Here is a 23130-nt window from a genome sequence, read left to right on the forward strand (position 1 = left end):
GAATAGGATTTCAACAGAGCCATCCAGCATTACCTCGTCGGAGTACGTCTTGTGGGCTGCTCGGTGCGTGTCGAATTCGGGGATAACGTGTTTGCGAGCGAGCGTCAGCGTCTTCTGGGCTTTCTCCTTCTTGTACTCGCTCGTGCTCTGTGACACCTCTTCCTCGGTTTCAGTTGGGACGGACGGCACAAGAGCTTCTGTGAGGACATTATGGTCGAGCGCGACTTGCCGGACGCCAGCTACAGTCCGGTTGAGGACTTCTTGGGTGTCCTCGCTGAATTGTGCGTGCGTGTACGAGAGTTGCTGTTGGGTCGGCGTCTTCTTGAGGTCAGTAATATCGAAGTGGAAGCTCTTGACGAGGGTTGGCTTCCGACCGAGCTGTTGCGCTAATTCATTCTGTGAAATCCCGCGAATTCCTTTGAACAGGAGCGTGCGAAACATTTCGTCGGTCCCGAAGTCGACGCGGTTCTGGTCGCGGGCATCCTCGAGATCGTCAACTGGGATCGAAAGCTGGCAAATGACATCCCAGAGGTGGTCTTCACGCTCACAGAGCGTCTCCGCGTGAACGACGATTGACTCAGCGACCGCCGCCGGATCACTCGTCATTATCCCGCCTCCGAGCTGCGTTATTGCACTGATGACGTGACTCTAGCCAGATTGTGGAGTGGTTCAGCCGTAGTGTGGTTCCGCTGGGCTGGCGAATATCGGTATAGAATAGAGTAAAGTTAGAGTCAGTCATCAGCGTTGGTTGTCTGCCTGAGGCTTGTCACTGCGGATGTATGAAGGCGTATGCGTGCTGTAGTTGCAGAATTGGTTGTGGCTGAAATACGGTATAGTCCAAATATCGGTATGAGTTATCTATTGGTTGGATTTATAGTGGTTGGTGGCGAATGCGTGGATACGATGGGATTAGACGACCTGGAGGGGTTTCTCCGGCAGAAGGGCGCACCGGAACTCGTCACGGAGATCGGGACAGGAACAGCGACATTTAACGCACTCGTCGACGCGGTTGCAGTGAGTTCTTCGACAGTATCCTCACGGTTATCCGAGGGTGTTGAACGCGATATTTTCACCGTAAGTCACAGGCCAACTGAGCATGGAACCGAAAAGCGGTATAAGCTCACGCTGCTTGGACGGCGAATCTATGATTGGGCAGAAAAGACGGAGTTCGAGCGGAAGGTTCGAGAACTCCGTCGGCTGCGTCACCAGCGTAACACGTCGTTCGAGCAGCTGATCGGGAAGCTCAACCGAGATATGGAGATCCGCAAGATGGTGTCCGATTCTGACCCCCTGGAGGGCGAGGATGTTGACCTACCAGAGGGCGCATCACTCGTGCAGAACGAGCCGTCAGAGGAAGCACGCCGTGAAGCCAAGTTCGAACGCATGGAAGAATCACTCGAGCCTATTGCGGACGATCAAGCCGAAGGGGAGTAGTGAGTGAAGACGATCTCCTGAACGCTAAGTACAGGGTGTACACTGACCGAGGAACCTGTAAGTGACAAAGACTAATTCATAGTTGGCAAGGTCGTCCGATTTCGCTTTCGTATTCCGATTTGATTTGCTTAAACAGGTCCTGGCCGAATTCTGTCTGGAAGCGTGGCGCGGCGGTAGCAAAGAACTCGTCTAGATTCTCGAACTCGGTGAAGTGGTCAGTTGTTTCGGCTTCATCGTACCTATTTTGGCGCTCATACTTGAGCGCCTGGAGACAATTATCAACAAGATCCATGTCTTTGACGAACTGTGCCGTCGGGGTGTCACGGGCTTCGTACTCTTCCCAGAGCGACAGCAGTTCGGAATCGTTGAAGGGCCCGACGAGATCGGTTACCGCGCTCCGTTCAGCCGTCTCTTTCTCGGACGTGGGAATGGTCTGGCGTCCGTCCTCCGCACGGGTTGCAATATCGCCCGTGCGAGCTTCGCCGAGGTCGTGAATGAGGGCCATCGTCACTGCTTTCTGGCGGTCAACATCTTCTTGGTCGGCATAGAGCAGACAAAGCGCCGCTGTCCCCCACGTGTGGGCTGCGACCGATTCAGGCGAGTCGACATTCCGGAGTTCCCATCCCGTCCGAAGTTCGTCCTTCAGGTCGAACCATTCGAGCAAGGATCCGAGTTCGTCTGTCATCATATCGGGGAAACAGCAAGCGGCCAATTCAAAATATCGAGATGATTCCGCCGAGCACCCACACTCAGTCAATAAGTTCGCACACACATTGAACAGATAGTTCAGTCAAAACGAGTCGAAATTTGTGGCCTGCCAAATCGTTTTGTGAGACCCGCTAGACTGCTTACTCGTCTTCTTCCTCGGGTTGGATTTGGCGGGCGTCCTCGGCGAGTTTGTAAACGTACGCTCGAAGGATCTCCATGTCCTCTCGGGCGTCTTCGAGCGTTTTCGCTTTCACCTTGGCTTTGATCTGGTCTTCATCTCGTGTCCCGGTTCCGCGCTTGAGCTTCACGGTCAGCGAGACACCGACGTCGCTGCGTTCGACGTATTCCGTTGGTGACGGCCGCTCACTGTTCTCTATCGATTCGACATCCGCACGAGACGGCTGGTTGTGTTCCGACATATGTTACTCTCAGTGATTGGTGCTCAGATAGACGGTGCGGCCGCTTCGTCGGATGTCTCGCGAAGGACTGCGTCGATGTCACTGCCGGTGAGTCGCCAGCGCCCGCCGGGACCAGTGCAATCCAACTGGCTTACGACCTGGTTTTTGAACTCCGTGTATTGCGCTAGCGCAACCTCCTCGTCGTCGGAGTAATCGAGCAGGAGCGCGAGCGCGAGTTGTGCCGGGCCACTGCCCCCGTATCCCCATTCGAAGCCAGAGGGACTGTGACTCGCCAACTCGAGACTCCGATTTGGAGTGAGCCGTTCCTGACCGGGCTGTTTCTCCACGATGGCGCGGCCTCGCTGTCGATAGCCGACGTAGACGACGTCACGGTCACTTCTCGGGCGTGTCTGTTCGACTGATTGTGAGTCGATAGTTCCACTCATCGTTCTATTCGAGGTGTGCTCGTTCGAGCACCCCCGCACCCCTCAGGGGGCGAAAAAAATGCTCTGCGGTCACTGCACCACGGAGCAGCTGGCCGGTTTGTTCCCTCAGAAGTGGATGTCCGCCGGCACAATCCAGAGATCGTCACTCTCGTCGAGAATTCGCTCCAACTGGCCTCGATGCCGGATGCCGCTGCCATGTTCGTCATACAGGCAGACCGAAGGCCCGTCGTACGCACCGACCTGGTGGAATGCGTGCCGGGCGAGGTCCGCATCGCGCATGATCTCCTCGTCGCTGTGTTCGTCGAGTGCCTCCTTCACCCGGTCGAGATTCCGCTGAAACTCCTCTTTCGTGGCTTCCCAGCCGCGTTCGAGCAGCTCCTCGCCCTCATCGGATTCCACAGAAGCTGCAACCGGGAGATCACCCCAACGGGCCGTTCCAGCGACCGTCGTGTCCTCCTCGTCAAAGCACACGTAGTAATCGAAGACAGCACCTGCGTGTGGCACGGCGCCGACGAGTCGATCGAACACCGTCTTTCCGGTGGCGAGCGCATCATCTCGTGTCGATGCCTCAACTAGCGTGTAAATGACCATGTGCATCGGTTGTCACCTCGGTCTGCCGACGCACGCGACTCCGCTCCGCATCACTGCTTGGTGCGCCGGCACCCATCGCCGGCGCTCGATAAACACCGCCGGAATACGCGCTCGCTAGGCGTCGTCTCGTTCCGACCCAGTGATCTCCTCGACGGTGATCGTCAGGTCACCGGTTTCGTAGTCGGCGTCGAAATCGACCGCGAACGCCGCCGATTCGTACGCTGCGTGGTAGGCGCGGTGGAGTGCGAGTGTTCCAGTCGCTTTGAAGTGGAAGAACGCGGCTGCCGTGTACGGTTTGCTCGCGGTTTCGATCTGCGATTCGACCGATGCTTGCAGCGCGATCTGCGGCGTATCGGTGTCGATCCCGGCGGCAAAGGCCCGAGCTTCGTCGACGCTCGCTTGCGAATGCTCGGGCGTCTCGCCAGTAAGAACATTCACCGGGGTCTCTGTCTCCTCGGTGAACAGGACGTCTTCGAACGTCTGCGTACCGAGGATTGCCTCGGGGCCTAGCTCACAGTCCTCGAACGAGTCGTCAGTAGATTGCTCGGACATGGTATCACGAAGCCCCACGTGGGGCTCAGTCCGTCAGCCCCCGATAAACGACTCCTCTTCACCTGCCAAGGGATGATCACCAGTTATTCGCCGATCGGGTCGAGTCCGGTCAGATCGGCGTGAAGGACCTCACCATTGCGGATGACGTACCGCTTGGCGAGGACCGGAAATCGACACTTCGTATACCCGGCCGTCTGGATGTCGAGTTCCTGGTCGCCATCGATGTACTCCGCGAGCTGCCGGAGGAACTCGTGGGTCACGATCCCACCGTCATAATCGGGGAGACCGTTCTCACGCGCTTCGTACACCTCGAAGCTATCGTAGCCCCAGATGATGAGTTCGCCCTCCTCGTCTACCTCCCAGTTGAGGGTCCCGAAGCAATAGCTCTCACAGAGCTGACGGACTGCTTGTGCGTCCGATACAATCGTGCCGGTCGACGTCGTCGCTGCTTGGAGTGTTGCCATAGGTTGTACTCGAGGGCGCTTTCCTACCCCCGCACTCCTCAGGGGGTAACAAACGTACTGCGGTTACTGGGTTCTGGAACGGGACGGTGGATGATTCGCTCCTCTCGAATGTGCGGAAAGCGTTTAGAAGACCTCCCAAGCAAGTACACGCACGTATCGAGATCTGTTGTGATACCGGCCTTCGGTCTATTGGCCTACGTTCCGAGGGGCAGATATGGGCCTAGAACACTCGCTGAACGAAGCCATCTACACCCTCTTTTCGTGGGTGCGGGGCAACCGTACTCGGGATAGAGACAAGCTCATGGAACAGATCAATCACTCATTTGTGAATGTGCGACGTTGAGTTGATTGCCCAGTTTCTGAAAGCGTGAGAAGGCCGAACGCAGAGATGCCGAGAGCGAGGGCAGCGAGACCGGCGATGAGGAGCGTATCGGTGTAGCCCACAATTGAGGCAACAGCAACGAACACTGGCGGGCCGAGGGTCGTTCCGAACTGAAGCACGCTCGTTCGGATACTCATGATTCCGCCGCGGAACGCATCGGGCGCGAGTGTATTCAGTGCTGTATCGGTGATCGGTTCCGCGAATCCCTGCCCGATACCGAAAAGGAACAGTGCGCCGGCAAGGACGGTGATCGAGTGGGCGAGTGCAGCGAGCGTCATCCCGATACCGTAGGTCACAAAACCGAGTGTGATGAGCCGCGGGGGTGAGAGATGGCGCATGAGACGGGACGACTGTGAGGACGTCACCCCCATCGTCACCGCTGGGAGTCCGAGCAACAGCCCGATCATCCCAGAAGAAAGGCCGTAGGATTCGTCGAGAATGAACGGGACGACCGTGAGCTGTGCGCCATAGAGAACAAAGAAAATGCCGAAAATAGCGACGTACAACCCGAGAGCCGTCCGTGTTGGGACCGATTGAGCTGCGTTAACGACGTACGACAGTCCGGACGAATCCATGCTACTCTCGGGTTCAGGGAGAATCGCAGAGCCGGCAACGGCGACGACAATACCGAGTGCGAAACAGACGAACGGCGCGGCCCACGAGAGCAGCGCAAGGCCACCGCCCAGTAAGGGGTAGCCAGCCGCGCCGATGGCGAGGATTGCCGCGTTCAGTCCAATGAGACGACTCTGCTGTTCCCCCGAGAACAGGTCACCGAGCAGCGTCACGGTGAGACTCATGATGGCACTGCCAGCGGTTCCCTGCACGACGCGGAGACCGAGAAGCGTTGTGAATTCGTCGACAAACACGACTGCAATGCCACTCACGCCAAACAAGAATAGCGAAGGGACGAGCACACGTTTGCGACCAACGCGGTCGGCGATGAGACCGATGAACGGTGTGAGAACGATACCGGGCAAGGTAAATGCCGAGATGAGGAGACTCGCTTGACTCGCCGAGATGTTCCATGCTGCTTGAATCGTCGGCAGTGCTGGGCTGATGAGGGAGACGCCCATCACACTCACGAGCGTACTCGCAAAGATGATGAGGACTGTCTGTGATTGCTGGATGTCTGTGAGTGGGTTGGATAGAGCTGTTCTCATGGATGTTGTCGTTCGAAATTCGCTTGCCGATACTACATCGAATAGCGCTGTGTACGGTAGTGGGGCGTGAGTGAGATACCGCCGAGGCAACGGTCAGCGTTATCCGGTCCACAATCAGCGTACTGGCGGGCCGACAGAAACCGCGTGCCAACGCAGTTGCATACTCGATACACCGTACTTTCTCCAAAATGGGTCAGACTGAGTTTCAAACTTACGTACTCGCCTTCGTAGTCGCGGAGCTGTCTTCACCTGCGTTCGAGATAAAGTGAGTACATGATGATAGCCAATCCTATCGCAACAAGGACGCTATTGATTAGAATGCCCAATTCGAGTGAGACGGGTGTCGCGCTCTGGATCGAACGTGATGGGGAGAAACGCGACCTGGTTGCTATACCCTTCCTCGGCAGCGGCTTCCTGTCCGCGACGGAGCCGGAGAATGAGTGCGGGACACACCCCGTCCGGACAGTTGGTGTAAAATGACGTCCACAGCATCGCGCGCTCGCCCTCGAACTGGGCTGTCGATATCTCCTCGCCGTGAATCGGGTCGGCGACGGTGAACTCTGGCATTTCGTCACCATAGCTCGGGAATGATGCCTCGCTGAGGTCTCGCTCCGGCGGTCCGAGAACAGTTCCTTCAGCGCCACTACTGCTAAGGACACCAAGACAACCGGCAGTGCTGGCGGTGACTCCCACGACGCCGGCCCTTTTACAGAAACTCCGTCGGTCCATACGTTCGCGTATCGGTCCCGCGGTCTTGAGGTATCTGGTGTGACCTTCGAACGCGTCACTCCCGTCCAATCCGGGCGGGTCTAGCCAGTCAGTTCATTATATACACCCGGGTGTCGGCAACCGATTAAGGCGCCCGGTGATGCTGAACAAAGTGTACAGGTACTGAAAAAGTCCCAGCATCAAGGATATAAAAAGTGTTCTGAGCTCCGATCCTCGGCGCTGCCGGTGACCATCTCGGATTGACTACAGAAGCTACGGCTCTGCGGATATAAACCATCGTAGTACAGTTCTCGAACGGGGGAATAACACAGCTTCTCTTTTAGTTCCGTGAGCAAATAGAGGTATGTTCTCGATTCCCGACGTCTTGATTCAGGGATGGGTACTACAGCTCTCGCCGGAGCTTGCGAGCCGTGCGCAGTTCGGCTGGACGATCAGCGTTCACATAATTTTCGCCTCGCTCTCGGTCGGGCTGGCGCCGTTCATCGTCTACTTCACTTGGAAGGACGTCCGGACCGACGACGAGCGGTTCACACGGCTGCGATCATTCTGGGTCAAGGTGTTCGCCGCCGGATTCGTCATGGGAACGGTCACCGGCATCCCGATGAGCTTCCAGTTCGGAACGAACTTCCCACAGTTCGCCGAGGTAGCGGGAGAGCTGATCGGTGGGCCGCTCGCATTCGAAGCGAAGATGGCGTTCTTCCTTGAGGCTGTTTTCCTCGGGATATTGCTGTTCGGTCAGGAACGCGTCAGCGATCGGACCTACATCTTCTCGTCGGTACTGGTTGGAGTCGGGGCTTGGCTGTCGGCCTTCTGGATCCTGATCGTCAACGCTTGGATGCAGACTCCACAGGGCTTCGAGATGATCACGCGTAACGGTATGGAGGTGGCAAAGCTAACCGACCCGCTGGCTGCGTTCTTCACGCCCCGGATGCCGTGGATGTATGTACACATGGTTAATGCGTCGGTTATTTCTGTCGCGCTGCTGGTCGCCGGGGTCTCGTCGTACATCGTTTGGAAGAAGCGCGATGCCACCGCATGGAACACTGCGTTGAAACTCGCAGTTATCATCCTGCTTGTCACCGCTCCTCTACAAGCAGTCCATGGTGACGCGTATGGGCGTCACGTCGCAGATACACAGCCCCAGAAGTTTGCAACCATGGAAGCTCACTACGAGACCGGCACGGCAGACTTACACCTACTCGCGTTCCCAAAAAGCTTTGACGCAATCACCGATCCGAAGGCCGAGACCCTCTTTACTGTGAGTCTCCCGGGAGTCGGGTCATTCCTCGCTACGGGTGGTGACTTCGACGCTGAAGTACTTGGCTTAAACGAGTACGAGGAGAACCCGCCCGTAGCGATGGTGTTCTGGTCGTTCCGGTTCATGGTTGGACTTGGATTCCTGTTCATCGGGCTGGCACTATGGGGCGGGTATCTCATCTACAACGGACGCCTCTCAGAAAGCAATCGATTCCTGAAGACGATGATCGCTGCGTCGCCGCTCGGCTACGCGGCGCTTCTCACGGGGTGGTACGTCACCGAGATCGGCCGACAACCGTGGGTCATTCAGGGCGAACTCAGAACTAGTGAGGCCGTCTCTTCGACACTGACCGGAAGAGAAGCAACTCTGACGCTCGTTGGCTTCGTGGTTATCTATATCGGATTGATCTTGGTAGCCCTTCATGTGGTGCGGTGGCTGGTCGAAGACGAGCTCCGTGAACTCGGAGTGAATGTATCGGACGACGATCGCTGGTACGGTCCGGTCCCGAAGGTGAGCGACGATGACTGAGCTTGTGTTACTCGTCGACGCGTATCTTGTCGACGCACTCCCCGAGATCTGGTTCGGTGCAGTCATGTTTGCGCTGGCGATGTACATAATCCTCGACGGGTTCGACTTTGGCATCGGGATGCTGTACGCGGCTCGCAACAACGAACACGAGAAGGAGACATTCTTGACGGCGTTCGGTCCGGTTTGGGACGCAAACGAGGTGTGGGTCGTCGCCTTTGGAACGATGCTGCTAGCGGCGTTCCCGCGAGTGTATTCGCGAGTCTTGGCTGATCACTACCTGCTCGCTCTCGGGTTCGTGCTCGCGCTGCTGTTCCGCGGGCTCGGACCAGAAATGCGCGAACAGCGCGACGACGAGCGCTGGAAACGGTACTGGGATTATTCCTTTATCGGAGGGAGCTTTCTCGCGCCGCTGCTGTTCGGTACTCTCGCTGGTCGGTGGATCTTCGACGCGCCGACGCTATCGCTGCCGGTACTGCTGACTGGTGTCGGCCTCGTAACCGTCTCGGTCGCCACCGGGGCGGCCTTTCTGACAGCTAAAACCAGGCCACGGCTAGCGTCCGACCTGCGCACGTACGGAATTATTGCGACGCTGGCGTACTTGATCGGAGTTGTCGCTCTGCTGACGACCGTTGTCGTAACTGATGCCGGAGGTGCTGCCGAAACGGTTCTTTCACTTCCCGTAGGTGCGATTGTCGTCTTGTCGGTTGTTGCGGGAGGAGGGGGAAGTGTTCTTGCTCTGCGCGGCAAGTACCGTGCTTGGCTGGTGAGCGCACTCGGGCTTCCTGCGCTATTGAGCCTGCTGGTCGCGCTCCTGCTGTATCCGAATATCTATCCGCCAACTGGCTTGACGGTTCGAGAAGCGGTTGTCTCACCGTTAGCGCTGAATCTCGTGACGATTCTCGGATTTCCGGCGCTTCTCCTCGTACTGTGGTACTTCAAATTCCTCTATGGCGTGTTTAGCGGTCCGATCGAGGGTGAGGGATACAAAAATTGAACGTGTATACCACCGCGTTGGCGCCGACGTCCTTTTTGACATCCGTTTGAACGTGGGCCGTTGCGACGGTGAGCTAGATACAGACCTGCTAGGGGGTAGGTCGTTAACCCCCACTACACCCTCGATCTCAACGAGCCTATCTCAGAGCATCTCACCGGCGACCGGCGTCTGATTGAAGAGGACCGCCCTATTGTCACGCAGGACCCGCAGCACACACCATCTACCTTCAGTTAAGCAAAAAATCGCGTGACTGCGGTGGCTTATTGGGGAATTTTCACAACCTCGGAGAATAATTTTGATGCGTGCCTTCTATTTAGAACTACTTTGTATGAATCAATAACTGGGCTCAGGTGCTTGTCGGCTACTGAGGGCCTTGGACACGTTCCCGGACGCGACGAGGCTGGCACCTCCGAGTACACCCGTGCTGGCGAGGAGGTGACGGCGTTTTCATACAGTGGATACGCGTTCAACGTCGCTCACGAGCCGTTCGATGTCCGTCTGTGGCCCTCTCGGATACGCGCGCTCGACGATTCCCTGCTTATTTGCGAGGAGGATCAACCCGTAGTGCGGGAACTGGTACTCAAGATCATCGTACTGGTCGGCCGCTGCCTTCTCGATTATAAGTCCAAAATGCTCGTCTAACAGTTCCTGGCCCCGTTCGTAGCTCTCCGGGCGAAGAAAATGCCAATTGTTCGCATCGAGGTTCACACCCTGCTGGCCGGCGTACTCACGGAGCGTTTCGGCGGTGTCGCGCTCGGGGTCGAACGTCTGTGCGAGGAATACTGCTTCACTGCTGAATCCCTCTTCGGCAGCAGCCTCCTGTGCGCGACGAAGTCGGAGAATGAGCGCGGGACACACCCCGTCTGGGCAGTTCGTATAGAACGATGTCCATAGGATGGCCTGCTCACTCTCATACTCACTGATTGATATTTCTTCATTAGTGATCGGGTCCGGGACGGTGAAATGTGGCATCTCATCGCCGTAGCTCGGGTGAGTGGCCTCGCTTAGATCCTGTTCTGGAGGACCGAGAACAGTTCCTTCAACGCCTCCGTCACCGAGCACGCCGAGGCAACCGGCGGTGCCGATGGTCGCACCTATTACTCCAATCGATTCACAAAACATTCGTCTGTCCATACTCGACCGTGGTAGATCTGTGGATTTGAGATATCTGGTGTGATCCTCGAATGCGTGTGCCCGCGTCCGATCTGCCCGTGTGTTCGACTTGCTGAGGCGGTGGTCACTCAAAGAGCTCGTCGACGGTCCGAACGAACCGATCAACGAGCCGATCCGGTAGCGACGGCGACACTATCTCGATAAGTTCGGCCATGCGGTTTGGACGGTTCAATGTGAGCGTCATCGGCCGCTTGTCGGACTTTTCAACGATCCCGTTTTCGGCGAGCGTCGAGACGTGCCACGAGATCGTACTTCGTGCGAGATCGAGATCGCTCGCGAGCGTTTTCGGTCGCTTCGGGCCGTCGGCATGAAGCCGGACGAGGATCTCCCGGGGTGTCTCTCGTCTAAGAAACGCGAGAGCCCGTCGTTCCCACGGATCGAACAACGGCTCGAAGTAGTGTGTACGGCCGCCGATCCGCTCGACAGCGAGTTCGTCGTTACGGACGAGACGACGGAGATGGTACTGTACTTGCCCGGTGGCGATATCGAGATCGCGGCCGACCTGGTTGAAGTGGACACCGGGTGTGTCGCGAACATGGCGTCGGATCTGAATCCGGGTGTCCGGCATCTGTGGTCAGCTGACACAACCGTTACTCGAGTAAAACATGTGTGTTCGTTATCTCTGCTTGGAAACGGGCGAAACTGCGGTGTTAGCCGACAAATCGGGTCAGAACTACACGGGAGTCTCGATCGAAGGGTCGTTTTCTTATTCATCCCCGTTCAAAGGCGGTTGTGACGCAGCCAATCGCCCTCCTGTTGTCCGCGCTCGATGGGTGGTCCGTGGAGGGATCACTACTGCTGCTCGCGGCTGCACTCGTCGCCGGAATGGGTACGGGTATCCTCTTCGTCGTCAGCGTCGTCGCGTATCGTCGTCGTCAAGGGGCACAGTACCAGCTGATCGCTGTCGCGGTCAGCATGCTGTTGTTCCGATCGATTTTGGGCACTGGAACGATTCTCGGTATCGTGCCGATGCCGGTCCACCACTTCCTCGGACATAGTCTCGACTTTTTGATCGCAGCGATCATTCTCTACACAGTGTACACACATACGTCGGGATCGGTCGGTAACGACACCGTCTCGGATTGAACAGCGATACTTGCCGAAATAACTGGGAAAGAATTACGTCTCAGTATTCTCCGAGCCGCTCCTGTGTCCGCTCGACAACGACATCGACCCCGGCGGCGTACGTGAGCGTCGTGACAGCGACCACGATTCCGGCGAGGATCCAGCTGACGAGTGAGCCGACCGCGCGACCAGTTTGAACGAACCCGCCGTCGGGCGCGAAGGCGACGCCGATCACGTGTTCAAACACGAGTCCACGGAACGCTCCGTTCGGCGTGAGCGCGAGCAGTCCGGAGATTTCACTGGGAGAAGCACCACCCGAGAGCGATCGGAGGATCGCGAGGTCACCGCCGAGGACGCCGACGAGCAGTGCGAGGAGACCGAGCGCGATCGCGCTCCGGCGGCTCGACGCCAGCGCCGAGACCGCTGCCGACAGCGACAGGTACGCGGTCCCAAAGAGGAGGACGAACGCGAGGAACCGCACGAACAGAAGCGGCGAGTCTACTCCGCTGTGCGTCGCGAAAATTCCCGTGTCCGGCGCCGCAGTCAACCAGACGTACAGCCCGACAAGTGCGAAGGGAACGCCCACAATGGCGACGAGCGCCGCGATACGCGCCAGTAACACGCCGAGAACGTAGTCGACGGTACTCACGGGGTAGGTCCGGATCACGGCGAACTCGCCGCTCGTGGTGTCCGTGAGCAGCGCACGGTACCCAAGCACGATTGCGAGAAGCGGAACGAGTATTTCTGTCGGGAGCAGAAAGTCGACGACTGCCGGCACGAATCCGGTCCCCCCGCCCCCGCCGACCGCGGCGAGTCCGCCGAGCACGATGAGAAGCCCGACCGCGAGGACGACGTAGCCGGGAGTCCGTCGAACGGTTACTAGTTCGCGACGGAACACGGTCCCGATGTCCGCGAGCAATCGACTCATCGGTCCGATACCCCCGTGACGTGGACGGACTCCGACGTGGTCTCATCCGCACCCTTGGAGCCCTCGTCGCCGTCTGTGTCACCGGTATCGATATCGCTCTCGGCGCTCGCTCTATCGCTGACGACCGCGCGGTACAGGCCCTTCACGTCGTCGACCCCGTAGTCATCGATCAGACGATCGCGGGAGCCCGCCACGGCCACGCGACCGCGGTCGAGTACGATGACGTCGTCGGCGTACGTGTCGACGAGGTCGAGGTCGTGAGAGCTGACGACGACGGCAGTGTCGTCGCTCGCACGGCCCGCTGCGGCTCGGAATGCTCGCTCGCGCATCTCCGGATCGAGCCCGCTTGTCGGCTCGTCGAGCACCGCGACGGCCGGGTCGCCGAGCGTCGCCTGTGCGATCCCGAGGAGACGTCTCATCCCGCCCGAAAGCGTCGAGACGCGCTTGTCACCCGCGTCGGCAAGTCCCACGTCCGCCAGCGCCGCGTTGGGATCGTCACCGACGAGCGCTGCGTAGAAGCCGAGGGTCTCTCGGGCCGTGAACTCATCACGGAACGGGACCCGTTGCGGGAGGTAGCCGATCCGTTTGTCATTTCCGTCGTCAGCATTCCCCTCGTGAGCGTATCGTACTGCTCCCGTGGTCGGCTCAACTGCCCCCGCGAGGACGCCGAGCAGCGTCGACTTCCCGGACCCGTTCGGACCGACGACTGTAGTGATGCCGGGAGTGATCGAGAGCGATACCTCTTCGAGAACCCGAATCCCGCCGTAGGTCCGAGTCAGGTCGACGGCCTCCGCGAGTGCACGCTCACTCATTTGTAGTCACCCACTGCTCTGGCGGTGTTCCGATTTGTCGTATTCTCATGAGTCGTGTCTTGTTCGTCGGTGAGCGAGCTAAGTTCGGCTCTCCAGTCCGCGTGGACCGGCTCCGCGCCTTCGGAGTCGGGACTCGTCACCACGTCGATTCGTTCAGGGTGGTACGGTGTCGACGCCGGTACTGGGTCGATGATGCTCCCGGAGCGGGCACCGGGCACGGTACCACGAAGGTGGTTGAGCAGGACCGACGCGGGTGACTCGCGCACGGCAACGGCCGCGATCTCGCCGTGGAGCGCGGCGTCGACCGGCGACGTCGGACGATACGCCCGCTCGCTGGACGGCTGTGGTCCGACGTTTGCTCCCTCCCAGTAGTTACCGCGGTCGCCGTCGGCCCAGACACGGAGTGCGCCCGCACCGGCGGCGGCGTGGTCGTCGTTGCCGACGAAGTCGTTCGCGACGACTCGGCTCGACGGGACGATCGTGGTCGCACGCGCCCCGAGCTCGTTGTCGACGACCACGTTGTGTTCGTACAGCGACCCGCGTGCGCTCGTCGAGAACCCGAGTTCGTTGCCGACGAGCGTATTGTACGCGATGTACGTCCGCGTCCCCGACGACTGGATCCCCGCACTGGAGTTACGCACGTCGTTGCCGACGATCGTGTTCCCCGACGGGCGGGTCATCACGGTGATCCCCGCGAACAGTTCGTTGCGGGCGGTGTTGTCCGCGACCAGCGCGTCACCGGTGTACATGAGATGGATGCCGTACCGATTGTCCGTGAACGTCGAGTTCCGGATGACCGATCCGTCCGCGCGATGGAGGTAGATCCCGTCACGACCGCCCTCAAACCGGCTGTCAGTCACGGTTACACGCGACTCCATCCCCGTGATTCCCATGAATCCGTTCTGCCATGTCTCGGACCCGTCGACGCGGAGGTCACGGACGACCGCGTGTGATCCATCGCGCAACAGGAGCCCGCTCGCGTTCGTTTCGATCATGATGTCGTCGACGACGAGCCCCGGCGCAGCGATCGCTCGGATCCCGGCATCACCGTGGCCGTACCCGCTCTGGATGTTCGCGTCCCACGCCTCGCTCTCCTCGTCCCTGGAGGCACGCGCCGCCTCCGGGTCTCGCGTCCGGTTTCCGACACCGTCGATCCGGAGTCCTCGTATGGCTACATCGGCCGCCCAAACGGTGACGACCGATCCGTTGCTGTCGCCACTGATCCGTGCGTCGTCGCCCGCAATGGTCACAGATTTATTGATCGTCACCGTCTCGTGATAGACTCCTTTAGGGACGACGACCGTCGTGTTCGACGGTGCCGCCTCGACCGCCGCGTCGATCGTCGGCGCGTCCTCCCCGACAACTACCGAGACCGGACGGTCCGCGGTTCGTTCCGCCTCGGTAATCCGATCGTTGGCCGTCTGCCACCGACTCGGTGCGAGCGATCGCACCGTCGCCGCGGAGTCGACGTCGAACGAGCGGTTTCGGATCGACTCCCAGTCGACTACCGTTCCGCTGTGGTCGGCCGAGAACGACTCAGCCACTTCTCGGTTTCTAAAGGGTATCACGGCCTCGCCCGCCGGTGTGCGAGCGTCGCTGCCGACGACGTAGTACGCCTCCTCGGCCGGAGTCCACCCGCCGGCCCCGGTCGCCGTGAACAGCCCGCCGTCGGTCGTGTCCGGATCGCGGTGATCGAAGGTTTCGACGTACGCGACAAGCGGATAGCCGAACTGGCGCTCGGTTCGTCCGTCCGACAGCGACGCCACGAACGAGCCGATCCCGTTGTATCCGACGACGTACTGTAGCTGCGAGTAGAACACCTGTATCCGCGGGAGCGTTGCGTTTCCGGCCATCATCGCGTCGGTCTCCGACGAGAGCCCCAGTTCGGTGGTGTCGTCGTACGCCACCGGATCGGGAACCGACTCGGCCGGATCAATGACGAACGCGCCCGCAGTTACGACCACAGCGAGGGTCATGATCGCGGCGATCGCGAGGCGAACGCGTCGCGACCGGTTGTCATCGGGAGCGAAAACTGCCACACGGTTACGTCGGTCTGTGGTGACTTATCGAATCTGGTGTGACTCTCGAACGCGTAGTTCCGTTGAATTAAGTGGCAGTACGGAGCTCCTTCCCCAAGCTTGAACGAAGCAAGTCCTACGGAGGCGAAGAGTGTTTGACGAATCAATAGGAACCAATATTATCGTTCGATCCGCTGGCTTACATAGTTCAGTCCGAGCTTCAGACAGTCCGGCAAAGAGGTAGTATTTGGGGATAGATAGGCCGCCGACCGACCTCATTAGCAGACAAGCCGGTCTGAGAGAGATTCCCGTCCGACACCGGGTAAGGCTCGCCTTCGGAACGTCGAAAGTTTCAGAACAGAGTGTCGATCGAAGCAGGCTGGTTGGAAAAAGGCAGCTACCGTGGGGACCTTAGGATATGAGACGCTCTCTGATGTCCTCCCTGCTCTGAACTGCGAACCGCCCACACTCAATATGGTACTGCGCTAGGAGTGTTACTGTTTAAATGCCTCTGCCACGAGGAGCGGGAAGACGAGTGTGGCTTCTGCTTCGACTTGTGTGTAGTTCGTTTGTTTTTCCTTAATTTTCCCCCAAGAGACCGCCTCGTTCGGCGGTGCACCCGATAATGATCCATCACCTTCCATCCCCGTTGAAATATACACGACATAGTCCGCCCCTCCCCGAAAGAGGTTCGTCATGATTGCGTGGTGTTTCGGTACGCCATCACCAACCGCGATGAGTCCCGTCGCCTCCGCGAGCAGCCCATCCTCAATGAGTGAGTCATAGTCGTCCAATATCTCGATGCCAACTTCTGAATCGTACCCCTGACGGTAATAGTAGAGAAAGTTCCCAACTTCGGAGTCGGTTAACGCTGGACAGTATACTGGCACGTCGTTGTCTGTCGCCTGTTTCAGGACCGAATCCTCATCATCGAGGGTGTCGCCCAACTCGCGTGCGAACGATGTCGGCGTCCTGACTTTCTCCTCTGCGAAGAAGTCGTCGAAGAAGTCATACATATACTCCTCCAGCCAGACATACCGGTCAGAGGGTACGAAGAGATTTCCAAGCCGATTGATTCCACGCTCACGGAGCGATGCCTCGTCTGCGTCCCATTTCCCCATCTTGAACGGCTTCGCAGTCTTGATGACATCTTCAGTCAGCGATCCGGACGTGGTGATGAGTACGTCTACGTACCCCTCTCGAACGAGGTACGCGACGGTCTCGCGTAACCCCGACGAGATGATGTTTGACGTGAACGTGAGGTAGATGGTGGCGTCCGCCTCCTGCATGCGTTCGGCGATGTCGATAGCCTCCGCGAGTTGCGTCGCTTGGAACCCTGTCGTCGCGTAGGAATCAAGCATATCGTGAAAGTCGAATTCTCCACGGAAATCGTAGCCGCGCACGTTCGCCGTATCGAGTTCCTCGTCACTCCCAGGGACGACGTTCGTGTGAGAGTTATCTTCGTCCATACTACTGGATGGTCTGACAGCCGGCTTGAATAACTCGAAATCGACCGCTGGTCTCTCGGCACACCCGAGTCGATCCGATGTTAGACAGTCCGTATTGACCGCAACCGGGTCAAAATCGTCTCATGTGATGGACTTCATAGATCCAACGCACACAATTCCGGGGTCCACTGAGTAACAATTCTCAGATATCGTCGTGACACTTGACCGGGCCTATTCGTCGAGGATCGCACCAGACAACACAAGCCGGTCGGCAACCGAGACCACTTATGATCGAGTCGCTGTTCCGGATCGACATCGCGCTGTTCGTCCTTATCGGCGTCCTCGGCGGCGCACACTGTATCGGGATGTGTGGTCCGCTTGTGACGATGTACTCGAAACAGATGACGCCGCAACCGGACGGCGGAACCACGACGGTCAACGATGGACGGGCCGGGCATCTCACGACCTACGAAGTTCGACAGCACTTCCTGTTTAACATCGGCCGGGCGACGACGTACGCGGTTCTCGGGGCCGCCTTCGGTGCGCTCGGGAGCGTCGTGTTCGTCACCGCCGACCAGCTGACGCCGGTCGCCGATGTCCTGCGAGGTACTGTAGGCCTCGTGGTGGGCGGGTTCATCGTGGCGACAGGGGTTCGGTACGTTATCGGAGGAAGCGGCGGCGATATTCGCATACCCGGCGTACAGCGCGTAACGTCGTGGCTCGCGGCGAGAGTTCACCGCCACGTGAACAGCCCGAGTATCGTCGGCCTCGGCGCTGTTCACGCATTTCTCCCCTGCCCGATGCTGTATCCCGCGTACCTGTTCGCCTTCGCGAGCGGCTCCCCAACGACCGGCGGGATCGCTCTCGGTGCTCTCGGTGTCGGAACGATTCCGGCTGTCTTCCTCTATGGAACCGTCATCCAGTCGATCGATGTCACCCACCGGCGTCGCGTTCATCGCCTGCTCGGTGTCGTGTTCGTCGTACTGGGGTACGTCCTGTTCGCACACGGACTGATGGCGCTCGGCGTCCATCTCCCGCACCCGATGTTCCCCCACTACCAGCCGCTCGGCGGGATGTGACACTGACACGTTCTGTGGGTCACTCGCTTCGCTGGGGAGATGGCGTTCGACGGCCGCACCAGAATGGAATTCCGTATGTGGCCGAACGATAGCGTATGGACCTCAAGTTTGGCCAGCGTTCGGTGTCGCGTCGACACGCTGTTCACGCGATCGGTACAGGAGTCGCGATGGGTCTCGCCGGCTGTCTCGGAAACTCTTCCGAGTCGGTTCCCAGTCCAGTAGATCTGTCGGGGCAGAAAACGGACTACCAAGGCGGAATGGTGATCGGAGATCACGGCGGGCCTAATGGACAGGTTTTCTACGCCGACGCAGAGCCGGAACCCAGACAGGGACCCGCCGAGGACACTGAAGACACAGCCCACCTCGCTTGGTTTCACACGCTCGCGCACGGGCTTTTTCCGTATCACTTTGACATGGTGGATGACGGTGCGGAGGCGACCGCGATCTACGTCACGGACTACTCTCGCATCAACTGGGAGATCCCTGAAGGAACGGAACGAAAGAAGATGCCAGCACCGACCGCACCGGATACCTTTGCGGATGCGACTAATCTCACCTACGCCGTCGAAACGGACGTGATGGGGGGAATGGGTCCGGACCTACTGCCGTTCTCTGACAGTGATGAAGCCGAAACGTTTGCGAATAATCACGGTGGGCGCACTCTCGGGTACGACGATATCAACAGATCACTCGTTGAGGGGATCCAAATGGCTGGGATGGAGTAGGTCAGCCTCTTCACCCCCATCTCCACTTCAGCAATCCGATGAACGGTTTTGATAGCCAGGCTTGTGATGAGCATCCGCGAATGCGCTCTTTGTGCGGAGCGTACCAACTCGGGATCGCCATCCGGAACGAACTCGCAGGATCAGACCTCATCACTGCGTTCGAGACCCTCGACCACTCGATAGACACGATTGAAGACGGGTATCCAGCGTGGCATCCTGCGCCACTCTCCTTTCGCGCGATGATCCTCTCATTCGTGTTCATGGAGATCACTGGGGATTCGTACGCCGACTTCTCTCGACGACTCACCCGGCAACCCGAAGTGGCGACTCTCCTCGGCTTCAGCCGAGTGCCCGACGAATCGGCCTTCTCGCGGGCATGGCGGAACCGATTCGACGACCCAACCCACGAATACGTCCACGCTGCCGCACACTTCGTTGTCAAAGAGGTCCACGATCGCAACATCTCAGCGTCGGAGGTTCGGCCAAAACAAGAGATCGTCAAGGATACTGAGGAAGTTGCAGACTCAGTAGAAGACGAGTCCTTCTCACAAGAGAAAATTATCCAGACAACGCGTCTCGCGCGTGATCACGCCTATGGACACTTCGACTCTGGTCGGGCGTCGAACGCCTCGTACGAGGACACACAATTTTTCGAGCTACAGACGTTCATGGGGATGGTTCGGTGCGGAACTGCACAGGGAGCGACTCGTTTCCAGTATCGTCGGGGTGAAGAGTACGGTCCCCATGGTGATACCCACCTCCGCGCGGTCAAACAGTTCGATCCCGAAGAACTCGTGAACGGATTCAACGAGACAACTGATCGCTTGCTCTCCGTGATTGCCTCTGAAGCATCGTTCCGTCGGCCGGTGACAGCTGCGATCGACATCACGACTATCCCCTATTACGGGGATGTCGACGGGATGTCGATGGTCAGCGGAACGAAGGATAGAGACAGTCGGGCCTTCAAGTTCGCAACGCTCTCGATCATCGGACAGAATATCCCGCTCGTTCTTGCCGTGGAACCGGTTCGAGAAAGTTCTGGATGGGACGACAACCCGTCGAATCAGATCCATCGTACTGTTCGGCGACTGGTTCGGCGAGCGAAAGAACACGTTCCGATTGAGACTGTGCTCTGTGACCGGGAGTTTGACTCGATAGAAGTGTTCCAGACACTCTCAAACCTCGATGTGAACTACCTCATACCCAAGCGGGTCTCCAGCTCCGAACGGGATGTACTTGAACAAATGGCGGAAGACGACCAAGAGGTGGCTGTTGAGTCGACTTCTGTCCATGTGGAATCAGGATCGCATCCAATGCGGCTCTTGTACGTGCCGTCGACGAGTGGGGAGGGGACAGCCGTCTTCGCGACGAATCTCCGAGTGGGGCCCGATGAGGCCGTGGCGTTCTGTCGGCGCTACAGCCGTCGGTGGCAGATCGAGAGCGAGTACAAATCGATCAAAGATGACTTTCTCGCGAAGACCTCCTCGAAAGACTACCGCGTTCGCTTGTTCTACTTCGTGTTCGCGGTCCTCTTGTACAATATCTGGCGGCTCACCGACTTCCTGCTGAAAGCGGACATTGACGGCGAGATGGACTACGCACCTGTGATTACTGCGGGTGAGTGTGTTGAGCTCGTTGCCTCAGCATTGATTCCACACGACTAACCCGCTAAAATCTCGCTGAGTCTGCCGTTCGGGAGTGGCAACTCTATTCAGGAGCGCTAAAATCCATACAATTTCGTACGCTTGTCCGGTAGTTCAAACTCAGAGATTCAAAAACGGTCCTTGAGTGGTGAGAATAACCATGAATAGATGACGATTCAACCCAAAACTAGCTCATCCTCCGAGACTGTGGACTACATCGTTTACGGTTACTGAATCTGGTTACTGATTACGTATACAGTATCAGTATCCAGTAGTCTGCTCCAACGCCTTCTGCTGTTCAGCTTCCGTCGCGTCCTCCCGCACTTCTGGGAGCGCCTCCCGGAGCCCGACGCGCATCAGTAGCCGAGCGAGGTCACTCTGCGAGACACCATCCTCCGTGTCGATATCGTCATCAAGAACGGCGCCAAGTTTCTTGGCTGTCTTGCCAAGCTGCCCAACATCGTTGAGGCCGACGAGGAGTGCCTTCAGTTGCGCGTCGCGAAAGTTGATGTTCTCCGGTGACTCGCCGTCCTCGATGGCGACGAGAGCGTCCTTAATTGCGGCGACGCGGTCGGCAGCGGCGTCTTGGTCGTCTTCGGTGCTGGTTGCCTGTGAGGTGTGGCGCTTCTGCTCTTTCGCTGCTTGGAGCGCTTCCTCGGCGTCGACGTTGGATTGCTGGTCGGACATGGTTACTGGATTTCGAGGTGATTGAGCAGGGTGGTGGTGTTCGTTCGGTACGCTTCGCGAGCGCGCTTGCCCGTTTGGTACAGCTCGTCGTCGTCTGCTGCGAACAGCGTTCGGCCCTCAGCCTGGAGGTTCCCAATGTTCTGGCTGTCTGCGACCGGGTCGCCGGCGACATCGGGGTAGGTCTTCTCAAGGTCGTCGACAAACTCGCCGGACTGCTTCGTTGCTCCGGAGATCATCGTTGGGATGACCATAGAGAGGTGTGGGTGGACGTCGTGGGCGTCGAGGACGTCGCGGAGGTCGTCGCGAATCGCTTCGAGGTCGTCGCGAAGGCTGTCGAGTTGGTCACGTTCGAACGCTCCCGGGCAGAGCGGTGTGACGACGTGTTCGGCGGCGAAAATGCCGTTGAGGGCGATGTTGTCTTCTTTGCCGGGTAAGTCCAGGACGACGAGGTCGTAGCGGTCTGCGAGCTGTTCGCTGATGAACGAGTCGAGTTTCAGATAGCGTTGCTCGACAGGGACGGAGGCGAGGTTGTTGTCGGCACCACTGATGCCGGTGTCGGCGGGAATCAGGTCCGGACCTTCGCCGGTGTCGTAGACCATGCGGTCGACGATATCCGGGATATTGTCGACGATGAACTCCCAGTCGTCACCAAAGACTGCGGAGATCGGTGCATCAGGATCTTTGACGTCGTCAACGATACCGAACTGTGTAGCGAGGTCGTTCTGGGTGCCGGCGAGGTCCAAGAGAACGACGTCGAAGTCGTGGTCGGTGGCGGCAGCTGTAGCGACATGGGCTGCTGAGGTTGTTTTTCCGACGCCTCCTTTTTGGACGTAGAAGGCGGCGCGTGCTGTATCACGATTCACGGTTACAGTAACCGTAACCACGTTACATAAAGTTTCGTCAGACGCTCAGTATCCACCACTGACCGCGAAGCGACAGTCAGTGGGTTGCCTCACGCTGTACCGCTTTGATGCCACTCGATGGAACGATACCGTACGGCGCTGAAGCGGTCGTAGGTGAGGAGCGTACCGAGGCCGTGTATCAGAGGACACGTGGTGTGGCCATTGATTCGTATGAGTATACGAATGCCCTTCCACTCGATTCTCATGGATGCACGAACGCCTGAGACGAAGAAAGTAGTCAAGCAGATAAAGCCCCTAATTGTAACCAGTAACCGTAATCAGTAACCACAATGTAGGGCTGTTGGTTCGGTGGTCACAGAGACGTGAAACAGAACCCTCAATAAATCGGGGAATCATCGGTAAAATAGCCTGTGCGCCCGTTTAATGCCGGTGACTCGGAATACACCCGCTCTATCGCTATCGACGCCAGCACCATTGACGGGATAACAGTCACGACAGCAGTTCTCTCGGAGCGTGACGACGAACTCCCCGTTCTTGATAGTATCTACGAAGCAGCGGAAGGTCACGAGTTCCGGCCGTTCCAGGACAAATCTCATCGTCTCGACTACGAGGATAGTACCGACTTCTTCGAGACGGTCACCGACCAGAATAAGGACCGAGTGATTGCGACCTCGCACTTAGGGCAGGACGGTTCGAATCCAGAGCGTGTCGAAGCAGTTCAGTCGGCCGTATTAGTGAACGAGCTGGCTGTTGACGACACGCTCGTTATTCTCGACGGTGCTGCCGATAAGGCAGATCGGTTTGGGCGCGCGTACTATCGCTAGTTGTCCACTCTCTCGATAACGGCGGCAGCAAAACCTCGGTTTCACACCGGAAGAACGCTGAAGACGAGACGAAGAACCCTACGAACGCTGCGGAGGGTCGAGAAAGCATCTACTTCCATACGTGTTCCTTCTGTCGCTGTCGCTGAGGGCACTCTCAGAACAAAGCTGTCGCTCCTCCTCAGCCTCGCTTCACCGAAGCGAGGCGACTCAGCCGAGTCCGG

The 23130-nt window shown here is 58.3% G+C and carries 24 protein-coding genes and 2 pseudogenes; 8 read left to right on the forward strand and 18 right to left on the reverse strand.

Translation table 11 applies throughout. The features are described from left to right. Nucleotides 1–606 (reverse strand): annotated as a pseudogene (locus tag ACP96_RS12570) (ISNCY family transposase); the annotation flags it as partial. Between the two features lie 297 nt (nt 607–903). Here ACP96_RS12570 and ACP96_RS12575 point away from each other — a divergent pair. Continuing rightward, on the forward strand, nt 904–1434 hold the full coding sequence (locus ACP96_RS12575) for a hypothetical protein (protein ID WP_050033546.1): 531 nt from the start codon (nt 904–906) through the stop codon (nt 1432–1434). Between the two features lie 76 nt (nt 1435–1510). Here the strand turns inward: ACP96_RS12575 and ACP96_RS12580 are convergent, their stop codons facing one another. The 9 genes and pseudogenes from ACP96_RS12580 to ACP96_RS12615 form a co-directional block, all read right to left on the reverse strand. After that, nucleotides 1511–2122 (reverse strand): HD domain-containing protein, encoded by a 612-nt coding sequence (locus tag ACP96_RS12580; protein ID WP_010890466.1) that lies wholly within the window; start codon nt 2120–2122, stop codon nt 1511–1513. 160 nt (nt 2123–2282) lie between these two features. Then, nucleotides 2283–2561 (reverse strand): DUF7389 domain-containing protein, encoded by a 279-nt coding sequence (locus ACP96_RS12585; RefSeq protein ID WP_012289570.1) that lies wholly within the window; start codon nt 2559–2561, stop codon nt 2283–2285. A gap of 23 nt (nt 2562–2584) precedes the next feature. Further along, entirely contained in the window at nt 2585–2986 is a 402-nt protein-coding gene (locus ACP96_RS19535; RefSeq protein ID WP_006186966.1) for a DUF6166 domain-containing protein, read from the reverse strand. 105 nt (nt 2987–3091) lie between these two features. Continuing rightward, entirely contained in the window at nt 3092–3583 is a 492-nt protein-coding gene (locus ACP96_RS12595; protein WP_006186967.1) for a hypothetical protein, read from the reverse strand. Between the two features lie 108 nt (nt 3584–3691). Then, entirely contained in the window at nt 3692–4129 is a 438-nt protein-coding gene (locus ACP96_RS12600) for a hypothetical protein (RefSeq protein ID WP_006186968.1), read from the reverse strand. Nucleotides 4130–4212: 83 nt separating this feature from the next. Then, nucleotides 4213–4593 carry a hypothetical protein gene (locus ACP96_RS12605; protein WP_050033547.1) on the reverse strand — a complete coding sequence of 127 codons (381 nt, stop codon included), beginning with the start codon at nt 4591–4593 and terminating at the stop codon, nt 4213–4215. Nucleotides 4594–4908: 315 nt separating this feature from the next. Continuing rightward, nucleotides 4909–6135 (reverse strand): MFS transporter, encoded by a 1227-nt coding sequence (locus ACP96_RS12610; protein WP_012289573.1) that lies wholly within the window; start codon nt 6133–6135, stop codon nt 4909–4911. Between the two features lie 245 nt (nt 6136–6380). Continuing rightward, nucleotides 6381–6461, reverse strand: coding sequence for a hypothetical protein (locus ACP96_RS20025; RefSeq protein WP_449272141.1), 81 nt, complete (start codon nt 6459–6461; stop codon nt 6381–6383). Between the two features lie 13 nt (nt 6462–6474). Beyond that, nucleotides 6475–6864: pseudogene (locus ACP96_RS12615) on the reverse strand (SCO family protein); the annotation flags it as partial. A 343-nt stretch (nt 6865–7207) separates the two neighbouring features. On the opposite strand from ACP96_RS12615, the gene ACP96_RS12620 reads away from it, so the two are divergent. Together ACP96_RS12620 and ACP96_RS12625 are read left to right on the forward strand one after the other, a co-directional pair. Beyond that, nucleotides 7208–8650 carry a cytochrome ubiquinol oxidase subunit I gene (locus ACP96_RS12620; RefSeq protein WP_050033548.1) on the forward strand — a complete coding sequence of 481 codons (1443 nt, stop codon included), beginning with the start codon at nt 7208–7210 and terminating at the stop codon, nt 8648–8650. Then, nucleotides 8643–9644, forward strand: coding sequence for a cytochrome d ubiquinol oxidase subunit II (locus tag ACP96_RS12625; RefSeq protein WP_050033549.1), 1002 nt, complete (start codon nt 8643–8645; stop codon nt 9642–9644). The genes ACP96_RS12620 and ACP96_RS12625 overlap by 8 nt, the downstream gene beginning before the upstream one ends. Before the next feature lie 447 nt (nt 9645–10091). Here ACP96_RS12625 and ACP96_RS12630 read toward each other — a convergent pair whose 3' ends face one another. Both ACP96_RS12630 and ACP96_RS12635 read right to left on the reverse strand, forming a co-directional pair. Continuing rightward, entirely contained in the window at nt 10092–10778 is a 687-nt protein-coding gene (locus tag ACP96_RS12630; RefSeq protein ID WP_050033550.1) for an SCO family protein, read from the reverse strand. Between the two features lie 103 nt (nt 10779–10881). Further along, nucleotides 10882–11385 (reverse strand): winged helix-turn-helix transcriptional regulator, encoded by a 504-nt coding sequence (locus ACP96_RS12635; protein WP_050033551.1) that lies wholly within the window; start codon nt 11383–11385, stop codon nt 10882–10884. 164 nt (nt 11386–11549) lie between these two features. Here ACP96_RS12635 and ACP96_RS12640 point away from each other — a divergent pair, with 164 nt between their 5' ends. Continuing rightward, complete coding sequence (locus ACP96_RS12640; protein WP_050033552.1) at nt 11550–11903, forward strand: DUF7471 family protein; 354 nt, start codon at nt 11550–11552, stop codon at nt 11901–11903. Nucleotides 11904–11943: 40 nt separating this feature from the next. On the opposite strand, the gene ACP96_RS12645 is transcribed toward ACP96_RS12640, so the two are convergent. The 4 genes from ACP96_RS12645 to ACP96_RS12660 form a co-directional block, all read right to left on the reverse strand. Then, nucleotides 11944–12810, reverse strand: a complete 867-nt coding sequence (locus ACP96_RS12645) for an ABC transporter permease subunit (RefSeq protein ID WP_050033553.1) — start codon at nt 12808–12810, stop codon at nt 11944–11946. Continuing rightward, nucleotides 12807–13622 carry an ABC transporter ATP-binding protein gene (locus ACP96_RS12650; protein ID WP_050033554.1) on the reverse strand — a complete coding sequence of 272 codons (816 nt, stop codon included), beginning with the start codon at nt 13620–13622 and terminating at the stop codon, nt 12807–12809. The genes ACP96_RS12645 and ACP96_RS12650 overlap by 4 nt, the downstream gene beginning before the upstream one ends. Then, on the reverse strand, nt 13619–15661 hold the full coding sequence (locus ACP96_RS12655) for a NosD domain-containing protein (protein WP_050033555.1): 2043 nt from the start codon (nt 15659–15661) through the stop codon (nt 13619–13621). The genes ACP96_RS12650 and ACP96_RS12655 overlap by 4 nt, the downstream gene beginning before the upstream one ends. Nucleotides 15662–16134: 473 nt before the next feature. After that, a complete protein-coding gene (locus tag ACP96_RS12660) occupies nt 16135–17109 on the reverse strand; it encodes a deoxyhypusine synthase (RefSeq protein WP_050033556.1) in 975 nt (324 codons plus the stop codon). 266 nt (nt 17110–17375) lie between these two features. Between ACP96_RS12660 and ACP96_RS12665 the strand changes: the two genes are divergently transcribed. The 3 genes from ACP96_RS12665 (at nt 17376) to ACP96_RS12675 (ending at nt 20556) form a co-directional block, all read left to right on the forward strand. After that, a complete protein-coding gene (locus tag ACP96_RS12665; RefSeq protein WP_050033557.1) occupies nt 17376–18167 on the forward strand; it encodes a sulfite exporter TauE/SafE family protein in 792 nt (263 codons plus the stop codon). A gap of 95 nt (nt 18168–18262) precedes the next feature. Further along, nucleotides 18263–18892: a nitrous oxide reductase accessory protein NosL gene (locus ACP96_RS12670; protein ID WP_050033558.1), complete on the forward strand. Its 630-nt coding sequence runs from the start codon at nt 18263–18265 to the stop codon at nt 18890–18892. 80 nt (nt 18893–18972) lie between these two features. Then, on the forward strand, nt 18973–20556 hold the full coding sequence (locus ACP96_RS12675; RefSeq protein ID WP_050033559.1) for a transposase: 1584 nt from the start codon (nt 18973–18975) through the stop codon (nt 20554–20556). 240 nt (nt 20557–20796) lie between these two features. On the opposite strand, the gene ACP96_RS12680 is transcribed toward ACP96_RS12675, so the two are convergent. Both ACP96_RS12680 and ACP96_RS12685 read right to left on the reverse strand, forming a co-directional pair. Beyond that, a complete protein-coding gene (locus ACP96_RS12680) occupies nt 20797–21222 on the reverse strand; it encodes a hypothetical protein (RefSeq protein ID WP_050033560.1) in 426 nt (141 codons plus the stop codon). A 2-nt stretch (nt 21223–21224) separates the two neighbouring features. Beyond that, on the reverse strand, nt 21225–22085 hold the full coding sequence (locus ACP96_RS12685; protein WP_050033561.1) for a ParA family protein: 861 nt from the start codon (nt 22083–22085) through the stop codon (nt 21225–21227). Between the two features lie 410 nt (nt 22086–22495). Between ACP96_RS12685 and ACP96_RS12690 the strand changes: the two genes are divergently transcribed. Continuing rightward, on the forward strand, nt 22496–22909 hold the full coding sequence (locus tag ACP96_RS12690) for a hypothetical protein (RefSeq protein WP_050033562.1): 414 nt from the start codon (nt 22496–22498) through the stop codon (nt 22907–22909). Nucleotides 22910–23130: the final 221 nt, after the last annotated feature.

This window comes from Halorubrum halophilum, from assembly GCF_000739595.1.
GTDB lineage: Archaea > Halobacteriota > Halobacteria > Halobacteriales > Haloferacaceae > Halorubrum > Halorubrum halophilum.

Bases quoted from the DNA above. Each gene is read 5' to 3' on its own strand.
- ACP96_RS19535 (WP_006186966.1), bottom strand. From the start codon at position 2,986: ATGAGTGGAACTATCGACTCACAATCAGTCGAACAGACACGCCCGAGA.
- ACP96_RS12620 (WP_050033548.1), top strand. From the start codon at position 7,208: ATGTTCTCGATTCCCGACGTCTTGATTCAGGGATGGGTACTACAGCTC.
- ACP96_RS12670 (WP_050033558.1), top strand. From the start codon at position 18,263: ATGGACCTCAAGTTTGGCCAGCGTTCGGTGTCGCGTCGACACGCTGTT.
- ACP96_RS12580 (WP_010890466.1), bottom strand. From the start codon at position 2,122: ATGATGACAGACGAACTCGGATCCTTGCTCGAATGGTTCGACCTGAAG.
- ACP96_RS12630 (WP_050033550.1), bottom strand. From the start codon at position 10,778: ATGGACAGACGAATGTTTTGTGAATCGATTGGAGTAATAGGTGCGACC.
- ACP96_RS12625 (WP_050033549.1), top strand. From the start codon at position 8,643: ATGACTGAGCTTGTGTTACTCGTCGACGCGTATCTTGTCGACGCACTC.
- ACP96_RS12610 (WP_012289573.1), bottom strand. From the start codon at position 6,135: ATGAGAACAGCTCTATCCAACCCACTCACAGACATCCAGCAATCACAG.
- ACP96_RS12635 (WP_050033551.1), bottom strand. From the start codon at position 11,385: ATGCCGGACACCCGGATTCAGATCCGACGCCATGTTCGCGACACACCC.
- ACP96_RS12665 (WP_050033557.1), top strand. From the start codon at position 17,376: ATGATCGAGTCGCTGTTCCGGATCGACATCGCGCTGTTCGTCCTTATC.
- ACP96_RS12650 (WP_050033554.1), bottom strand. From the start codon at position 13,622: ATGAGTGAGCGTGCACTCGCGGAGGCCGTCGACCTGACTCGGACCTAC.
- ACP96_RS12585 (WP_012289570.1), bottom strand. From the start codon at position 2,561: ATGTCGGAACACAACCAGCCGTCTCGTGCGGATGTCGAATCGATAGAG.
- ACP96_RS12680 (WP_050033560.1), bottom strand. From the start codon at position 21,222: ATGTCCGACCAGCAATCCAACGTCGACGCCGAGGAAGCGCTCCAAGCA.
- ACP96_RS12575 (WP_050033546.1), top strand. From the start codon at position 904: ATGGGATTAGACGACCTGGAGGGGTTTCTCCGGCAGAAGGGCGCACCG.
- ACP96_RS12675 (WP_050033559.1), top strand. From the start codon at position 18,973: ATGCGCTCTTTGTGCGGAGCGTACCAACTCGGGATCGCCATCCGGAAC.
- ACP96_RS12660 (WP_050033556.1), bottom strand. From the start codon at position 17,109: ATGGACGAAGATAACTCTCACACGAACGTCGTCCCTGGGAGTGACGAG.
- ACP96_RS12600 (WP_006186968.1), bottom strand. From the start codon at position 4,129: ATGTCCGAGCAATCTACTGACGACTCGTTCGAGGACTGTGAGCTAGGC.
- ACP96_RS12595 (WP_006186967.1), bottom strand. From the start codon at position 3,583: ATGCACATGGTCATTTACACGCTAGTTGAGGCATCGACACGAGATGAT.
- ACP96_RS12605 (WP_050033547.1), bottom strand. From the start codon at position 4,593: ATGGCAACACTCCAAGCAGCGACGACGTCGACCGGCACGATTGTATCG.
- ACP96_RS12645 (WP_050033553.1), bottom strand. From the start codon at position 12,810: ATGAGTCGATTGCTCGCGGACATCGGGACCGTGTTCCGTCGCGAACTA.